The sequence below is a fragment of the Klebsiella sp. TF21-TM genome, assembly GCF_019753495.1.
Classification (GTDB): Bacteria; Pseudomonadota; Gammaproteobacteria; order Enterobacterales; family Enterobacteriaceae; genus Klebsiella; species Klebsiella quasipneumoniae.
Window position 1 is genome coordinate 54,797 of the sequence record NZ_JAIJYL010000014.1, and the last position, 15,822, is coordinate 70,618.

The window sequence follows — 15,822 nt, forward strand, 5'->3', positions numbered from 1 at the left end:
TGACCCCTTCCCGGATGGCGGCGCACCGCGCCTTATCCGGGCGACATGCTGGCGGGCAGAGATCGTAGGCCCGGTAAGCGCAGCGCCACCGGGCAAGACGTTAAATCCCGTCGCCGTACTCGAAAGTGTGGTGGATGCCGTTGAAATGCTGATCCATATCCATCGCCGGCTTGTCGCTCTCCGGCTTGCCGACGATACGCGCCGGCACGCCTGCGGCGGTGGTGTGCGGCGGAACCGGCTGCAATACCACCGAACCGGCGCCAATCTTCGCCCCACGCCCGACTTCGATATTGCCGAGGATTTTCGCCCCGGCGCCAATCATCACGCCTTCGCGAATTTTCGGGTGACGGTCGCCGCTGGTTTTACCGGTACCGCCGAGGGTGACCGACTGCAGAATAGAGACGTCATCCTCAATCACCGCCGTTTCACCGACCACAATACCGGTGGCGTGGTCGAGCATAATCCCGCGGCCGATTTTCGCCGCCGGGTGGATATCCACCTGGAAAGAGACGGACACCTGGTTTTGCAGGAAAATCGCCAGCGCACGCCGGCCCTGAGTCCACAGCCAGTGGCCGATACGATAGGCCTGCAGGGCATGGAAACCCTTCAGATAGAGCAACGGCGTCGAGTATTTATCCACCGCCGGGTCACGCGTGCGCACCGCCTGAATATCGCAGGCCGCCGAGGCGATCATTTCCGGGTCGGCGGCGTAGGCTTCTTCCACCACTTCTCGAATGGCGATAGCCGGCATAATCGGGGAAGCCAGCTTGTTGGCCAGCATATAGCTCAGCGCGCTGCCCAGATTTTCATGCTTGAGTAGCGTTGCGTGGTAAAAACTGGCGAGCATTGGCTCACAGTCCGCCAGAGCCCGGGCTTCGGCTTTAATATTATTCCAGACGATATCCAGTTCTTCACACGGCATTGCATACTCCAGGCGATATGGTAATGACCTGCCAGTTCTACGCTGGCAGGGTCATTCAGGTGACAAAGGAAAGCTAATTGCTGCTGCGCTCGTCCTTGCGGGCGCGACCCAATAAGGTCAATGCTGCCTCGCGCGCAATTTTTCCGCAATACAATACCTGATAAATTTCCTCGGTTATTGGCATTTCGACACCTAAACGCTGTGCCAGAACGCGAACTTCCTTGGTATTGCGGTAGCCTTCAACCACCTGGCCAATCTTTTCCTGGGCGCTTTGCACGTCCATCCCCTGGCCGAGCATCATGCCGAAGCGACGGTTACGGGACTGGTTGTCGGTGCAGGTGAGCACCAGGTCACCGAGACCGGCCATGCCCATAAAGGTTTCCGGGTCGGCGCCCAGCGCCGCGCCAAGGCGAGACATTTCCACCAGGCCACGGGTAATCAGCGCCGTCCGCGCATTGGCGCCGAAGCCGATGCCGTCCGACATCCCCGCCCCGATGGCGATGACGTTTTTCACCGCGCCGCCGAGCTGGACGCCGATAAAGTCCGGGTTGATGTAGACGCGGAAGCTCTTGCCGCAGTGCAGCAGGTGCTGCAGATCCTCGGCAAACTGCGGATCCGTCGCCGCCAGCGAAATCGCCGTCGGCAGGCCGGCGGCCAGCTCTTTGGCGAAGGTTGGCCCGGAGATCACCGCCAGCGGGATATCATCGCCCAGCGCTTCACGCGCCACGTCCTGCAGCAGACGACCGGTTTCAGCCTCGAGACCTTTGGTCGCCCATACCAGACGCGCGTCAGGACGCATCAGCGGTTTAATCTGGCGTAACACCTGACCAAACACATGGCTTGGCACCACCACCAGAATATCGCGGCTGGCGGCCAGGGCGGTGGCCAGGTCGCTTTCAAGATGCAGCGTATCCGGGAAAGGCACATCGGGAAGGAACGCGGCGTTGCAGCGATCGTGTTGCAGCGTCGCGATATGTTTCGGGTCATGGCCCCAGAGCACAACGTGGTGGCCATTTCTTGCCAGGGTGATGGCAAGAGCGGTGCCGTAAGAGCCGGCACCGATCACAGTCATTGCAGCATTAAGTGCGTTCATCAGGCATCCTGATGTTGTTCAGCACCTTCGCCAGCCTGCTGCTGCAGATAGTTCATAAACAGCGCATCGAAGTTCACTGGCGCAAGGTTAAGTTGCGGGAAGGTACCGCGGGAAACCAGGCTGGTGATGCACTCGCGCGCGTACGGGAACAGAATGTTCGGGCAGTATGCGCCAAGGCAGTGCGCCATCTGGGTGCCTTCGATGCCGTCGATGGAGAAAATACCGCCCTGCTGTACTTCGCAGAGGAACGCGGTCTCTTCGCCCAGCGCGGCGGTCACGGTTACACGCAGCACCACTTCATAAACGCCTTCAGCCAGCTGGGTGGAGGCGGTATCCAGATCAAGTTTAACTTCCGGCTGCCAGTCTTTCTGGAAAACTTGCGGCGCGTTCGGCGCTTCAAAAGAGATATCTTTGGTATAGATACGCTGGATCTGGAAGGTCATTTCGGTGCTGTTTTGTTCTGACATAGTAAAACCCTTTCGTGTTGTCCTTAAATACGCGCTTCCGGCAGGGAAAGCGCGCAAAAATTAGCGCAAGAGGGGATCAAGTCCACCACGTGAATCAAGCGCATACAAGTCGTCACAGCCGCCAATGTGCTGCGCATCAATAAAAATCTGCGGAACCGTCGTCCGTCCGCTGCGCTGGATCATCTCCTCACGCTTCGCGGCATCGCCATCGATCGGCAACTCATGGAACGTTACGCCTTTGCTGTTCAGCAGCGCTTTCGCGCGGATGCAGAACGGGCAGGTCGCTTTGGTGTAGATCTCAATATTGGCCATGACTTCACTCCTGTTATTACCCTGAGGGTTTTACGCCGCAGCCTGTGTTCCCCTCACGTCAGGCGCGAAGGGGAAAACGCGGCGGCATCACCACGCGAGGTAAGTTATTTGCCGCGTACCAGAGGGAGGTTTTCGCCGCTCCAGCCAGCAATGCCCTCTTTCAGTACAAAGACTTTTTCAAACCCGGCTTTGTTCAGCGCGCTGGCTGGCTCTTGCGCCTGCATGCCGGAACCGTCTACCACAATAATGGGTTGCGATTTGTGTTTTTCCAACTCGCCGACGTTATTCGCTTTGATATCGCTGGGCAGCAGGTTGATGGCGCCGGCAATATGGCCTTTACGGAAATCGTCACGCTGACGCAGGTCGACCACCACCGCGTCTTCTTTATTGATAAGACGCGTCGCTTCACCACGGGTGATGACTTTAACTTTCGACATCAGGCCCTTGAAGGTGGTGAACAGCACCGCCCCCAGCAGCGCGATCCACGCGATGCTCAGAACAGGGTGACGGCCGATGAATTGCATAATTTCTTGCATGGGGGGTTACAACTCCCGACTAAGTGAGAAAAAAACCAGGAAAGGAGTATACCTGTGCCTTGCGGCAATTACAGCCAGTGAGCGCGATGTAATGTATTTTCTGCGGGCGGCGGCGAAAAAAAGCCGTTCTCGCTGACACGCCGCGGCCCGGCCGCTCCCTTTCTTTGATCTTTCACGGGGATTTAAACGATTCAGCTGTAGTAAAATTACGCAAAATTTCTGTCTTTGAGCATGAGGTTGTCGCAATGTCGGTTACTAAAAAACCTATGGTACTGGTGATTCTGGATGGCTACGGCTATCGCGAAGACCAACAGGATAACGCCATTTACAGCGCTAAAACGCCGGTAATGGACGCCCTGTGGGCCAAACGTCCGCATACCCTGATCGATGCATCCGGCCTGGAAGTTGGCCTGCCGGACCGTCAGATGGGGAACTCCGAAGTGGGCCACGTCAACCTGGGCGCCGGTCGTATCGTCTATCAGGACCTGACCCGTCTCGATGTGGAAATTAAAGAGCGCACCTTCTTCGCCAATCCGGTACTGACCGCCGCGGTCGATAAAGCGGTTACCGCGGGTAAAGCGGTACATATCATGGGTCTGATGTCGCCGGGCGGCGTTCACAGCCACGAAGATCACATCATGGCGATGGTGGAGCTGGCGGCAGAGCGCGGCGCTGAGAAGATCTACCTGCACGCTTTCCTCGACGGTCGTGACACCCCACCGCGCAGCGCGGAAAAAACGCTGGCAAAATTCGAAGCCAAATTTGCCGCGCTGGGCAAGGGCCGCATCGCGTCGCTCATTGGCCGCTACTACGCCATGGACCGCGACAACCGCTGGGATCGCGTTGAGCAGGCTTACGATCTGATGACGCTGGCGAAAGGCGAATTCCAGGCCGATACCGCCGTCGCCGGCCTGCAGGCTGCCTACGCCCGTGACGAAAACGACGAGTTCGTGAAAGCGACCGTGATCCGCGCCGCCGGTCAGGCCGATGCCGCGATGGAAGATGGCGATGCGCTGATCTTCATGAACTTCCGTGCTGACCGCGCACGCGAAATCACCCGCGCCTTCGTCAACGCCGACTTCGACGGCTTTGCGCGTAAGAAAGTGGTTAACCTCGACTTCGTGATGCTCACCGAATATGCCGCCGACATCAAAGTGGCCTGCGCCTACCCGCCAGCCTCGCTGGCCAATACCTTCGGCGAGTGGATGGCGAAGCACGATAAAACCCAGCTGCGCATCTCCGAAACCGAGAAATACGCCCACGTCACCTTCTTCTTCAACGGCGGCGTAGAAGAGCCGTTCAAAGGCGAAGAGCGGATTCTGATTAACTCGCCGAAAGTGGCGACCTACGATCTGCAGCCGGAAATGAGCTCCGCCGAGCTGACCGAAAAACTGGTCGCGGCCATCAAAGGCGGCCAGTACGACACCATCATCTGTAACTACCCGAACGGCGATATGGTTGGCCATACCGGCGTGATGGAAGCGGCAGTGAAAGCCGTTGAAGCGCTGGATCACTGTATCGATCAGGTGGCGCAGGCGGTGGAATCCGTTGGCGGCCAGTTGCTGATCACCGCCGACCACGGTAACGCCGAACAGATGCGCGATCCGGCCACCGGTCAGGCGCACACCGCCCACACCAACCTGCCGGTTCCGCTGATTTACGTCGGTAACAAAGCGGTTAAAGCGGTCAATGGCGGCAAACTTTCCGACATCGCCCCGACCATGCTGTCGCTGATGGGAATGGAAATCCCGCAAGAGATGACTGGCAAGCCGCTGTTCATCGTGGAATAATCCTTCCCCATGAGGGGAAAGGCGACGTATTCAACTACATGGATCGCAACGGCAGTTCGATCCGTCCTTTACGCCAGCGCGCTCAGCGCTGGCGTATTACTGTGCGCGTCATCTGCGCACGCCGACGATCGCGATCAGCTAAAGTCCATCCAGGCCGACATCGCCGCCAGGCAGCGGGCGATTAAGCAACAGCAGCAGCAGCGCGCAAGCCTGCTCGCTCAGCTCAAAGCGCAGGAAGAGGCGATCGCCGCCGCGGCCCGCAAACTGCGCGAAACCCAGGACAGCCTGAACCAGCTCAATAAGCAGATTGACGAGATGAACGCTTCTCTCGCGAAGCTGGAGCGCCAGCGCGCGTCTCAGGAGCGTAACCTCGCCGCGCAGCTTGACGCGGCGTTCCGCCAGGGGCCGCATACCGGCATCCAGATGGTGCTGAGCGGTGAAGAGGGTCAGCGCAATCAGCGGATGCAGGTCTATTTCAGCTATTTCAACCAGGCCCGCCAGGAAACCATCGCGGAACTGAAGAAAACGCGCGAAGAGATGGCGGTGCAAAAGTCGATGCTCGAAGAGAAGCAGAGCCAGCAGCAGACGCTGGTCTACGAGCAAAAAGCCCAGCAGGCGAAGCTGGAGCAGGCGCGTAACGAACGGAAAAAGACCCTTTCCGGCCTGGAGTCCTCCATTCAGCGGGGTCAGCAACAGTTAAGTGAATTGCGGGCTAACGAATCGCGCCTACGCGGTCGTATCGCCCAGGCGGAGGCTGCCGCCAAAGCCCGTGCCGATCGGGAAGCTCGCGATGCGCAGGCGGTGCGCGACCGCCAGCAGGAAGCATCGCGCAAAGGCACCACCTATAAACCAACGGAAAGCGAGCGTTCGCTGATGTCACGCACCGGTGGGCTGGGCTCGCCGCGCGGTCAGGCGTTCTGGCCGGTTCGCGGTCCGCTCCTTCATCGATATGGCGAACAGCTGCAAGGTGAACTACGTTGGAAAGGGATGGTTATCGCCGCGTCTGAAGGCACCGAAGTCAGAGCGATTGCCGATGGTCGGGTCATTCTGGCCGACTGGCTGCAGGGCTATGGTCTGGTGGTGGTGGTCGAGCATGGCAAAGGCGACATGAGCCTGTATGGCTATAACCAAAGCGCGCTGGTCAGCGTCGGTACGCAGGTGCGTGCCGGTCAGCCTATCGCGCTCGTAGGCAGCAGCGGCGGTCAGGGCCGTCCGTCGCTCTATTTCGAAATTCGCCGCCAGGGTCAGGCGGTCAATCCACAGCCGTGGTTGGGAAGATAAGTTTTGCTTCAATTTCGCGCAATTGCTCTTGCCGTAGCCGGTTCGCTGGCTCTGGCGGCGCCAGCGTTCGCTGGCAAACTCTCCATCGTTATTGACGATTTTGGCTACCGCCCGCAGACCGAAAATCAGGTGCTGGCGCTGCCGTCCACTATCTCCGTCGCCGTGCTGCCGAACGCGCCGCACGCCCGGGAAATGGCCACGAAAGCGCATAATCTGGGCCATGAAGTGCTCATCCACCTGCCGATGGCGCCGCTCAGCAAACAGCCGCTGGAAAAAGACACCCTGCGTCCCGAAATGAGCAGCGAGGAGATCGAGCGCATCATCCGCGAGGCCTATGGCAAAGTCCCCTACGCCGTCGGGCTGAATAACCATATGGGCAGCGCGATGACCTCCAACCTGTTTGGCATGCAGAAGGTGATGCAGGCCCTGGAGCGCTACAATCTCTATTTTCTCGACAGCGTGACCATCGGCAATACCCAGGCCATGCGCGCCGCGCAGGGCACCGGGGTGAAGGTGATTAAGCGTAAGGTGTTTCTGGACGATACGCAGAATGAAGCCGATATCCGCACTCAGTTCAACCGCGCCATCGCCCTGGCGCGGCGTAACGGTTCGGCGATAGCCATTGGCCATCCGCATCCGACGACGGTGCGGGTGCTGCAGCAGATGGTCTATAACCTGCCGCCGGATATCACGCTGGTGCGCCCGAGCAGCCTGCTCAACGAGCCGCAGGTTGACAACTCGACGCCAAACTACGCTCAGCCGCCTGCGCAACAAACGCCGCCGCAGCAGCAGAAGCCGCGTAATCCGTTCCACGGCGTGAAGTATTGCAAGCCGAAGCGCCCGCTGGAGCCCGTGAACGCCAGCCGCTTCTTCACTATCCTCAGCGACAGCATCAGCCAGAGCGCGCTGGTCCAGTACTATCGCCTCAAATGGCAGGGCTGGGACAATCCCGGCAGCTAGACCACTCAGGGGTCCGTTCGCTTTTGCGCGACGGGCGCCTGGTTATCTTCGTGGGCGTACCACGCCTTAAAATATTTGAGAAAGCTGTAAAACGTGGCGTACAGGCCGGTGACCACGCCGACTTTGCCATAGCGCCACGCCCCGCTGAACAGATACCACTTAAAGAAAGCGCCAATGGCGCTGACGATCCCCCGCGTCAGCGAAGGTGTGATCTGCTGGTGCTTCACCAGCCGGGTGGTATAGCTGTTCAGCTTATTAAACACTTCATGCAGCGAATAAAAGGTGTCATGGCGTACAAAGCCCGGCAGCCTGACGGAGCGCGCGTGTCCGACCACCTGGTCATCCACCGGCCGGTCGTTAAACCGCGCCTGCTGGCGGTTAAAGAGGCGCACCGGGTAATCCGGCGAGGAAATGGGGTAGATCGTCCGCACCTGCGTGCCGAGGACAAACCAGTAGCGCGGCAAACGCCAGGCGCAGGCTGGGTCAGGCTCCTCCCCCGCTTTTAGCGCCTGAATGGCCGCCACGACGTCGTTATCAAGAATTTCATCGCTGTCCATGCACAGCACCCAGTCATGGCTGGCCAGCCCGATGGCATAGTTCATCTGCGCGCCGTGGGCTTTATAGGCATGATGATGGACGGTGAGACCAAACTGCTGACAAATAGAGACCGTTTCGTCGGTGCTACCGGAGTCGACGACAATACACTCATCAGCCACCTTCAGCAGCGGGGGCAGCACCTCCATGAGCAGACGTGCAGAGTTACAGGTCAGTAAGCATACGGAGAGTTTAAGCATGATCGTTTCAAAGTTAAACCGCGACTAAACACACTGTATAAGCGAATAACCGTAAAATCGATGTAGAAATTGTGCGCTTGATATTAAGCAGGCTAAAAATGTTATCCAAATCTAAATTAAGGCGCCCGCAGGCGCCTTTTTTGCTGATGTTTACAACAGACCGGAGGCGTTATTCCCAGCTCAGAACCACTTTACCGGACTGACCGGAGCGCATGGCGTCAAAGCCCTTCTGGAAGTCGTCAATGCCGAAGCGGTGGGTGATGATCGGCGAAAGATCCAGGCCAGACTGGATCAGCGCCGCCATCTTGTACCAGGTTTCGAACATTTCGCGACCATAGATCCCTTTGATAAACAGCCCCTTGAAGATGACCTTGGTCCAGTCGATGGACATATCCGACGGCGGGATACCCAGCATCGCGATACGGCCGCCGTGGTTCATGGTATCCAGCATGCTGCGGAACGCCGGCGGCGCGCCGGACATCTCCAGACCCACGTCGAAACCTTCGGTCATCCCCAGCTCGGCCATCACGTCGTTGAGGTTCTCTTTCGCCACGTTCACCGCGCGGGTGACGCCCATTTTGCGCGCCAGCTCGAGACGGTACTCGTTAACGTCAGTGATCACCACGTTACGCGCGCCGACGTGTTTCGCCACCGCCGCCGCCATCACGCCGATCGGACCGGCGCCGGAGACCAGCACGTCTTCCCCCACCAGATCGAAGGAGAGCGCGGTGTGCACGGCGTTGCCGAATGGGTCGAAGATGGACGCCAGGTCATCAGAGATATTGTCGGGAATTTTAAAGGCGTTAAAGGCCGGGATCACCAGATACTCGGCAAAGCAGCCCGGGCGGTTGACGCCCACGCCGATGGTGTTGCGGCACAGGTGGGTACGGCCTGCGCGGCAGTTACGGCAGTGGCCGCAGGTGATATGCCCTTCGCCGGAGACGCGGTCGCCAATCTTAAAGCCGCGCACTTCCTGGCCAATCCCCACCACTTCGCCGACATATTCGTGCCCGACCACCATCGGCACCGGAATGGTCTTCTGCGACCACTCATCCCAGTTGTAGATGTGCACGTCGGTCCCGCAAATGGCGGTCTTGCGGATTTTAATCAGCAGATCGTTATGGCCGACTTCCGGTTCCGGTACGTCGGTCATCCAGATGCCTTCTTCCGCTTTCAGTTTGGATAACGCTTTCATCTCACACCCTTATTAGGCGATGACGCCCAGTTGTTTGCCGATGCGGGTAAAGGCTTCCACCGCACGCTCAATTTGTTCAGGGGTATGCGCCGCCGACATCTGGGTGCGAATACGCGCCTGGCCTTTCGGTACCACCGGATAGAAGAAGCCGGTGACATAGATCCCTTCTTTCTGCAGTTCGCGGGCAAAGTTCTGCGCCACCACCGCTTCACCCAGCATCACCGGAATGATGGCGTGGTCGGCGCCCGCCAGGGTGAAGCCTGCCGCAGTCATTTTTTCACGAAACAGACGCGCGTTGGCCCACAGGCGATCGCGCAGGTCTGCGCCCTCTTCGACCATCTCCAGCACTTTGATGGAGGCGGCCACGATGGCCGGCGCCAGAGAGTTGGAGAACAGATACGGACGGGAACGCTGGCGCAGCCACTCGACCACCTCTTTGCGTGCGGCGGTGTAGCCGCCGGAGGCGCCGCCCAGCGCTTTACCCAGCGTGCCGGTGATGATGTCGACGCGCCCCATCACATCGCAGTATTCGTGGGAGCCGCGACCGTTTTCGCCGACGAAGCCGACGGCGTGGGAGTCATCGACCATCACCAGCGCATCGTATTTATCCGCCAGGTCGCAAACGCCTTTCAGGTTGGCGATCACGCCGTCCATCGAGAAGACGCCGTCGGTGGCGATCAGCACGTGACGCGCGCCAGCGTCGCGGGCTTCTTTCAGACGCGCTTCCAGTTCCTGCATATCGTTGTTGGCATAGCGGAAGCGCTTCGCTTTACACAGGCGCACGCCGTCGATGATCGAGGCATGGTTCAGGGCGTCGGAGATAATGGCGTCTTCCGGGCCGAGCAGCGTTTCAAACAGGCCGCCGTTGGCGTCGAAGCAGGAGGAGTAGAGGATTGCGTCTTCCATACCGAGGAAATCCGCCAGCTTCTTCTCCAGCTGCTTGTGCGTATCCTGGGTGCCGCAGATGAAGCGTACCGAGGCCATCCCGAAGCCGTGGCTGTCCATACCGGATTTCGCCGCGTCGATCAGCGCCGGGTGGTTGGCCAGACCCAGATAGTTATTGGCGCAGAAGTTAATCACGTGGCTGTCGCCGACGGTAATGTCCGCCTGCTGCGCCGAGGTGATGATGCGCTCTTCTTTAAACAAGCCTTCGGCCCGAGCGGTCTCCAGATTGCTAGTTAACTGTTTGTAGAAATCACCACGCATTGCAACTCTCCAGATTCGGCAAAATTTGGCACATATTACCCAAAGCTATACGCTGATACGAGATGATGCAGGCCTGAATGAATTATTTGCAGCATAAATCACGTCAGCCCAGCACCTTATTCTGCGAATGGCTGTAGGCTTGCTCATGTGGTGATATGATATGAGCATTCATGTCCGGATTGTCTCCGGGCTCTCAACTTCAAAGGTACAGTTATGATCATCGTAACCGGCGGCGCAGGCTTTATCGGCAGCAACATCGTTAAAGCGCTGAATGACAAGGGCATTACCGACATTCTGGTTGTCGACAATCTGAAAGACGGCACCAAGTTTGTGAACCTGGTTGACCTGAACATCGCTGACTACATGGATAAAGAAGACTTTCTGATCCAGATTATGGCAGGCGAAGAGTTCGGCGACATTGACGCAATCTTCCACGAAGGCGCGTGCTCTTCCACCACGGAGTGGGACGGCAAGTACATGATGGACAACAACTATCAGTACTCCAAAGAGCTGCTGCACTACTGCCTGGAGCGCGAAATTCCGTTCCTGTACGCCTCTTCGGCGGCCACCTACGGTGGACGCACCAGCGATTTCATCGAGTCTCGCGAGTATGAGCAGCCGCTTAACGTCTACGGCTACTCCAAATTCCTGTTCGATGAATACGTTCGTCAGATCCTGCCGGAAGCCAATTCGCAGATCGTCGGCTTCCGCTACTTCAACGTCTACGGGCCGCGCGAAGGCCACAAAGGCAGCATGGCGAGCGTCGCTTTCCACCTCAACACCCAGCTGAATAATGGCGAAAGTCCGAAACTGTTCGAAGGCAGCGACGGCTTCAAGCGCGACTTCGTCTACGTCGGCGACGTGGCTGACGTCAACCTGTGGTTCTGGGAAAACGGCGTTTCCGGCATCTTCAACCTCGGCACTGGCCGCGCGGAATCCTTCCAGGCCGTCGCCGACGCGACCCTGGCGTACCACAAAAAAGGCAGCATCGAGTACATCCCATTCCCGGACAAACTGAAAGGCCGCTACCAGGCGTTCACCCAGGCGGATCTGACTAACCTGCGTAAAGCGGGCTATGACAAACCGTTCAAAACCGTTGCCGAAGGCGTAACGGAGTATATGGCCTGGCTGAATCGGGATGCGTAAGAGATAACATGAAAATTCTGGTGGTAGGCCCGTCTTGGGTGGGCGACATGATGATGTCGCAAAGTCTTTATCGTACGCTCAGGGCGCGCTATCCCCAGGCGATTATCGACGTGATGGCGCCAGCCTGGTGTCGTCCGTTGTTATCGCGCATGCCGGAAGTGAACGAAGCGATCCCGATGCCGCTGGGCCACGGCGCGCTGGCTATCGGCGAACGCCGCAAGCTCGGCCACAGCCTGCGCGAGCGTCGCTACGATCGCGCTTACGTGCTGCCAAACTCGTTTAAATCGGCATTAGTCCCCTTCTTCGCCAACATCCCGCTGCGCACCGGCTGGCGCGGCGAGATGCGCTACGGCCTGCTCAACGACGCCCGGGTGCTGGACAAAGACGCCTGGCCGCTGATGGTGGAACGCTACGTGGCGCTGGCCTACGACAACGGCGTGATGCGCTGCGCCAAAGATCTGCCGCAGCCGCTGCTATGGCCGCAGCTGCAGGTCAACGAAGGGGAAAAGTCGCAGGCCTGCAGCGCCTTTAACCTGTCCAACGATCGGCCGATCATCGGCTTTTGCCCCGGCGCGGAGTTCGGCCCGGCAAAACGCTGGCCGCACTATCACTATGCTGCGCTGGCGAAAAAGCTCATCGACGATGGTTATCAGATTGCGCTATTTGGCTCGGCAAAAGATAACGAGGGCGGCAAAGAGATCATCGCCGCCCTCAGCAGCGAGCAGCAGGCCTGGTGCCGGAATCTGGCGGGTGAAACCCAGCTGGAGCAGGCGGTGATCCTGATTGCCGCCTGTAAAGCGGTGGTGACTAACGATTCGGGGCTGATGCACGTCGCCGCGGCGCTGGACCGCCCGCTGGTGGCGCTGTATGGCCCGAGCAGTCCGGACTTTACCCCGCCGCTGTCGCATAAAGCGCGCGTGATCCGTCTGATTACCGGCTACCACAAGGTGCGCAAAGGCGATGCCGCGGAAGGTTATCATCAGAGCCTGATCGACATTACGCCAGAGCGCGTCCTGCAAGAGCTGAACGAATTGCTGACGGAAAAAACCGGGCACGAGGAAGCGTAGCGGATGCGGGTATTGATTGTAAAAACCTCATCGATGGGCGACGTGCTGCACACGCTGCCCGCGCTGACCGACGCCGCGCAGGCCATCCCCGGCATCCGCTTCGACTGGGTTGTGGAAGAAGGCTTCGCGCAGATCCCCTCCTGGCATGACAGCGTCGAGCGGGTGATCCCGGTGGCGATCCGCCGCTGGCGTAAAGCCTGGTTCTCCGCGCCGATCAAAGCGGAGCGTAAAGCCTTTCGCGAGGCCGTCCAGGCGGTCAAGTATGACGCCATTATCGACGCCCAGGGGCTGGTGAAAAGCGCTGCGCTGGTCACCCGTCTGGCGCACGGCGTCAAGCATGGTATGGACTGGCAAACGGCCCGCGAGCCGCTGGCCAGCCTGTTTTACAACCGCCGCCACCACATTGCGAAACAGCAGCACGCGGTGGAGCGTACCCGCGAGCTGTTCGCCAAAAGCCTCGGCTACGCGAAACCCCAAACCCAGGGGGATTACGCCATTGCGCGCCATTTCCTGCAGCACGAGGCTAACGCTGCCGCCCCCTATCTGGTGTTCCTGCACGCCACCACCCGCGACGATAAGCACTGGCCGGAAAACCGCTGGCAGGAACTGCTCGATCTGCTGGCCGACAGCGGCGTCCGCATTAAGCTGCCGTGGGGCGCCCCGCACGAAGAGGCGCGGGCGAAGCGGCTGGCGGAAGGCCGGGAGTATGTTGAAGTGCTGCCGCGCCTGAGCCTTGAGCAGGTGGCGCAGGTTCTGGCCAGCGCCCGGGCCGTCGTCTCGGTCGATACCGGCCTGAGTCATCTGACCGCCGCGCTGGATAAACCGAACTTCACGCTCTACGGCCCGACCGATCCGGGGCTGATTGGCGGATACGGTAAAAACCAGCACATCGTGCGGCCGGAAAACAGCGCCAGCACCGGCGATATTACCGCCAGCCGGGTTCATCTTCTTCTGCAAAATCAGGGGCTGCTCTGATGGGATCCCTGTTTAAGCAGATCTATCGCTACACCCGCCCTCGCGCTTATCGTCACAATGAAAATCTGTGGCCTTTTACCCGCATCACCCGCGCGCCGAGCGGCGAAATCAGCGCGTTGCGTTATAAAGGGAAAACGGTGCCGCTGGTCAGCCTGAGCGCGCTGAAAAACAGCATGCAGGGCGAAGTCCTGCTGACCGCCACTGGCCCTTCGACCCGCAATATCGATTTTTCCCTGTTGTCGAAAACGATCCCGGTGATGGGCGTCAATGGCGCCTGGCATCTTGCCGACCGCCTGCACTTTTCGCTCTATACCATCGTCGACATGGAGTTTTTCGATAAGAAGCCGGACATTATCCGCGCCATCGTCAGTCAGCCGGACATTCTGCTATTCACCACCATGCATGGGATCGCCAAAATCGTCGATCGCCATGCGGACGCGCTGCGCTGCCGTTTGGCGTTGATTGAGGACGGTTGCTATAAGATTTACCAGCCGAAAGTCGCCAGCGAAGCGATAAAGCGCACTTACCAGCAGAATCCGGCGATGTGCTTTCATCCCCAGCGCCCGGATATCTGTTTTAGTACCGATATTCGCCAGGGCGTCTTTGATGCCGGCACGGTGGTCTACTGGGCGCTGCAGATCCTCGCCTGGCTGGGCTTCAACACTATCCTGGTGAGTGGTCTGGATATGACTAACTTCAACCAGCCGCGATTCTACGAAACACAACAAGAAAAATTGCCTTCGTACCTGGCAACAAAAGTGGATACCCTCGTCATGCCCTCCTTTGCGCATGCCGCGCAGGTACTGCAGCAACGCCAGATCCGGGTCATTAATTTTTCACCAGAAAGCGCTGTGCCGGACACTATTTTCGAAAAGGTTGCGTTTAATGAGTACTTTAAAAATGAGTAACTACGCCAGACAGGGTTACTCGATTGTTTTTCCTTTGTTTTTATTTTTCAGCGCGATTTTTTGCATGTCCACCCGGACCAATAACCTGCTGCATTTATCGATCCTGCTGCTCTTGCTCTCGCTGGTACGCCCGGAAAACCGCCAGGCGCTGGCCGGCGTGTTACGCGAACAGCGGCAGACCTGGGCGCTGCTGGCGGTCTTCTTTATCTATTACGCCCTCAGTAACCTGTGGGGCCATACGCCGCAGCATATCGACTCGCCGATCACCCACGGCGTGTACCTGACGGGCTATCTGTTGCTGATGGCGATGCTGCTCAGCGACGAACGAACCCGCCGCCTGGCCATGCTGGCGGTGGTTGGCGGGATCACTGTGCTCTCACTGTGGACGCTGATGTTCGACCACACCCTGGTCCTCACCGAACGGGCGGTCTCTCCCGAGAACCCCGGGCCAACAAACGTTATCGACCTTGCCGGATACTGCGGCATCGGCATCTTAATCTGCGGCATGCTGCTGAAAGAAAAAGCCAGCCACTGGCTCTATCTGCCAGTGGCCATCATGCTGGTGATGATGCTGCTGACCCAAAGCCGCGGGCCGATCATCGCCCTGGTGCTGGCGGTCGGCTGTACGCTGCACCTGCACGTCTTCACCCGCCGCAACCTGCTGATCGCCGCGGCGCTGGCCGTGCTGGTGGCTCTGCTTTTGGTCATGACGCCGGTGGGCGACATGCTGCTCGCCCGTTTCGAAGAGTTGGGCACCCAAAGCGGACTGCGCCTGAGCATCTGGCACCATACGCTGTCGGAGATGGCCAGCCAGCCCTGGCTGGGACGCGGTTTCAGCTATGAACTGGATTTCATCAACTACAGCGGCGAACACATCACCACCACCCACAGCGTATATATGGGCGCCCTGCTGAAAGGCGGCATCGTGGGTTTACTGCTGTTGCTGGCGGTCATTGCCTGCGGACTGTGGCAGGCGTGGCGCAAGCGCCGCTCCGACAGCCGCTACAGTCTGGCGATCCTGTTTTACGCGCTGGTATTTATGGCCTCGCAGGGGATGTTTATCATCAGCAACCCCCGGGAAACCTGGGTGCTGTTCTGGCTGCCGCTGGGCATTGCGCTCAGCAAAGGGCTGGCGGAAAAGCGTTAACAAGAAAGGGCCGCTGACGGCCC

16 protein-coding genes are annotated in these 15,822 nt (G+C 58.9%); 8 read left to right on the plus strand and 8 right to left on the minus strand.

The window, feature by feature from the left end:
* Positions 1-100: 100 nt before the first annotated feature.
* From cysE to K5R89_RS14910, 5 genes are all read right to left on the minus strand, one after another.
* A complete protein-coding gene (cysE, locus tag K5R89_RS14890) occupies positions 101-922 on the minus strand; it encodes a serine O-acetyltransferase (protein ID WP_002922426.1) in 822 nt (273 codons plus the stop codon).
* A gap of 73 nt (positions 923-995) precedes the next feature.
* Entirely contained in the window at positions 996-2,015 is a 1,020-nt protein-coding gene (gene gpsA / locus K5R89_RS14895) for an NAD(P)H-dependent glycerol-3-phosphate dehydrogenase (protein WP_004205045.1), read from the minus strand.
* A complete protein-coding gene (secB, locus tag K5R89_RS14900; protein WP_002922428.1) occupies positions 2,015-2,482 on the minus strand; it encodes a protein-export chaperone SecB in 468 nt (155 codons plus the stop codon). Before secB ends, gpsA begins: the two co-directional genes overlap by 1 nt.
* A gap of 60 nt (positions 2,483-2,542) precedes the next feature.
* Positions 2,543-2,794: a glutaredoxin 3 gene (gene grxC, locus K5R89_RS14905; RefSeq protein ID WP_002922429.1), complete on the minus strand. Its 252-nt coding sequence runs from the start codon at positions 2,792-2,794 to the stop codon at positions 2,543-2,545.
* Between the two features lie 104 nt (positions 2,795-2,898).
* Positions 2,899-3,330 carry a rhodanese-like domain-containing protein gene (locus tag K5R89_RS14910; RefSeq protein ID WP_023291350.1) on the minus strand — a complete coding sequence of 144 codons (432 nt, stop codon included), beginning with the start codon at positions 3,328-3,330 and terminating at the stop codon, positions 2,899-2,901.
* Between the two features lie 245 nt (positions 3,331-3,575).
* Between K5R89_RS14910 and gpmM the strand changes: the two genes are divergently transcribed.
* Genes gpmM through K5R89_RS14925 form a run of 3 tightly spaced genes read left to right on the plus strand, consistent with a single transcriptional unit; the run spans position 3,576 to position 7,361 of the window.
* Positions 3,576-5,120 (plus strand): 2,3-bisphosphoglycerate-independent phosphoglycerate mutase, encoded by a 1,545-nt coding sequence (gpmM, locus tag K5R89_RS14915; RefSeq protein ID WP_086075609.1) that lies wholly within the window; start codon positions 3,576-3,578, stop codon positions 5,118-5,120.
* A gap of 9 nt (positions 5,121-5,129) precedes the next feature.
* Positions 5,130-6,401 (plus strand): murein hydrolase activator EnvC, encoded by a 1,272-nt coding sequence (gene envC / locus K5R89_RS14920; RefSeq protein WP_023291352.1) that lies wholly within the window; start codon positions 5,130-5,132, stop codon positions 6,399-6,401.
* Positions 6,402-6,404: 3 nt separating this feature from the next.
* Positions 6,405-7,361, plus strand: coding sequence for a divergent polysaccharide deacetylase family protein (locus tag K5R89_RS14925; RefSeq protein WP_023291353.1), 957 nt, complete (start codon positions 6,405-6,407; stop codon positions 7,359-7,361).
* Between the two features lie 5 nt (positions 7,362-7,366).
* Here K5R89_RS14925 and K5R89_RS14930 read toward each other — a convergent pair whose 3' ends face one another.
* The 3 genes from K5R89_RS14930 to kbl form a co-directional block, all read right to left on the minus strand.
* A complete protein-coding gene (locus tag K5R89_RS14930) occupies positions 7,367-8,155 on the minus strand; it encodes a glycosyltransferase family 2 protein (protein WP_023291354.1) in 789 nt (262 codons plus the stop codon).
* A 169-nt stretch (positions 8,156-8,324) separates the two neighbouring features.
* The gene (gene tdh / locus K5R89_RS14935) at positions 8,325-9,350 is read right to left on the minus strand and encodes an L-threonine 3-dehydrogenase (protein ID WP_004205051.1); all 1,026 of its coding nucleotides are present in this window, start codon (positions 9,348-9,350) and stop codon (positions 8,325-8,327) included.
* A 12-nt stretch (positions 9,351-9,362) separates the two neighbouring features.
* The gene (kbl, locus tag K5R89_RS14940) at positions 9,363-10,556 is read right to left on the minus strand and encodes a glycine C-acetyltransferase (RefSeq protein ID WP_017900044.1); all 1,194 of its coding nucleotides are present in this window, start codon (positions 10,554-10,556) and stop codon (positions 9,363-9,365) included.
* A 213-nt stretch (positions 10,557-10,769) separates the two neighbouring features.
* On the opposite strand from kbl, the gene rfaD reads away from it, so the two are divergent.
* Genes rfaD through K5R89_RS14965 form a run of 5 tightly spaced genes read left to right on the plus strand, consistent with a single transcriptional unit; the run spans position 10,770 to position 15,799 of the window.
* Positions 10,770-11,702 carry an ADP-glyceromanno-heptose 6-epimerase gene (rfaD, locus tag K5R89_RS14945; protein ID WP_023291355.1) on the plus strand — a complete coding sequence of 311 codons (933 nt, stop codon included), beginning with the start codon at positions 10,770-10,772 and terminating at the stop codon, positions 11,700-11,702.
* Between the two features lie 8 nt (positions 11,703-11,710).
* Positions 11,711-12,769: an ADP-heptose--LPS heptosyltransferase RfaF gene (rfaF, locus tag K5R89_RS14950; RefSeq protein ID WP_217259436.1), complete on the plus strand. Its 1,059-nt coding sequence runs from the start codon at positions 11,711-11,713 to the stop codon at positions 12,767-12,769.
* Between the two features lie 3 nt (positions 12,770-12,772).
* Positions 12,773-13,744, plus strand: a complete 972-nt coding sequence (rfaC, locus tag K5R89_RS14955) for a lipopolysaccharide heptosyltransferase RfaC (protein ID WP_217259435.1) — start codon at positions 12,773-12,775, stop codon at positions 13,742-13,744.
* Positions 13,744-14,652: a sugar glycosyltransferase gene (locus K5R89_RS14960; RefSeq protein WP_049013046.1), complete on the plus strand. Its 909-nt coding sequence runs from the start codon at positions 13,744-13,746 to the stop codon at positions 14,650-14,652. Before rfaC ends, K5R89_RS14960 begins: the two co-directional genes overlap by 1 nt.
* Positions 14,630-15,799 carry an O-antigen ligase gene (locus K5R89_RS14965; RefSeq protein WP_179207818.1) on the plus strand — a complete coding sequence of 390 codons (1,170 nt, stop codon included), beginning with the start codon at positions 14,630-14,632 and terminating at the stop codon, positions 15,797-15,799. The genes K5R89_RS14960 and K5R89_RS14965 overlap by 23 nt, the downstream gene beginning before the upstream one ends.
* The last annotated feature ends 23 nt before the right edge of the window (positions 15,800-15,822 follow it).

Bases quoted from the DNA above. Each gene is read 5' to 3' on its own strand.
- grxC (WP_002922429.1), bottom strand. From the start codon at position 2,794: ATGGCCAATATTGAGATCTACACCAAAGCGACCTGCCCGTTCTGCATC.
- rfaD (WP_023291355.1), top strand. From the start codon at position 10,770: ATGATCATCGTAACCGGCGGCGCAGGCTTTATCGGCAGCAACATCGTT.
- gpmM (WP_086075609.1), top strand. From the start codon at position 3,576: ATGTCGGTTACTAAAAAACCTATGGTACTGGTGATTCTGGATGGCTAC.
- rfaC (WP_217259435.1), top strand. From the start codon at position 12,773: ATGCGGGTATTGATTGTAAAAACCTCATCGATGGGCGACGTGCTGCAC.
- rfaF (WP_217259436.1), top strand. From the start codon at position 11,711: ATGAAAATTCTGGTGGTAGGCCCGTCTTGGGTGGGCGACATGATGATG.
- gpsA (WP_004205045.1), bottom strand. From the start codon at position 2,015: ATGAACGCACTTAATGCTGCAATGACTGTGATCGGTGCCGGCTCTTAC.
- cysE (WP_002922426.1), bottom strand. From the start codon at position 922: ATGCCGTGTGAAGAACTGGATATCGTCTGGAATAATATTAAAGCCGAA.
- secB (WP_002922428.1), bottom strand. From the start codon at position 2,482: ATGTCAGAACAAAACAGCACCGAAATGACCTTCCAGATCCAGCGTATC.
- tdh (WP_004205051.1), bottom strand. From the start codon at position 9,350: ATGAAAGCGTTATCCAAACTGAAAGCGGAAGAAGGCATCTGGATGACC.
- K5R89_RS14910 (WP_023291350.1), bottom strand. From the start codon at position 3,330: ATGCAAGAAATTATGCAATTCATCGGCCGTCACCCTGTTCTGAGCATC.
- K5R89_RS14960 (WP_049013046.1), top strand. From the start codon at position 13,744: ATGGGATCCCTGTTTAAGCAGATCTATCGCTACACCCGCCCTCGCGCT.
- envC (WP_023291352.1), top strand. From the start codon at position 5,130: ATGAGGGGAAAGGCGACGTATTCAACTACATGGATCGCAACGGCAGTT.
- K5R89_RS14930 (WP_023291354.1), bottom strand. From the start codon at position 8,155: ATGCTTAAACTCTCCGTATGCTTACTGACCTGTAACTCTGCACGTCTG.
- kbl (WP_017900044.1), bottom strand. From the start codon at position 10,556: ATGCGTGGTGATTTCTACAAACAGTTAACTAGCAATCTGGAGACCGCT.
- K5R89_RS14965 (WP_179207818.1), top strand. From the start codon at position 14,630: ATGAGTACTTTAAAAATGAGTAACTACGCCAGACAGGGTTACTCGATT.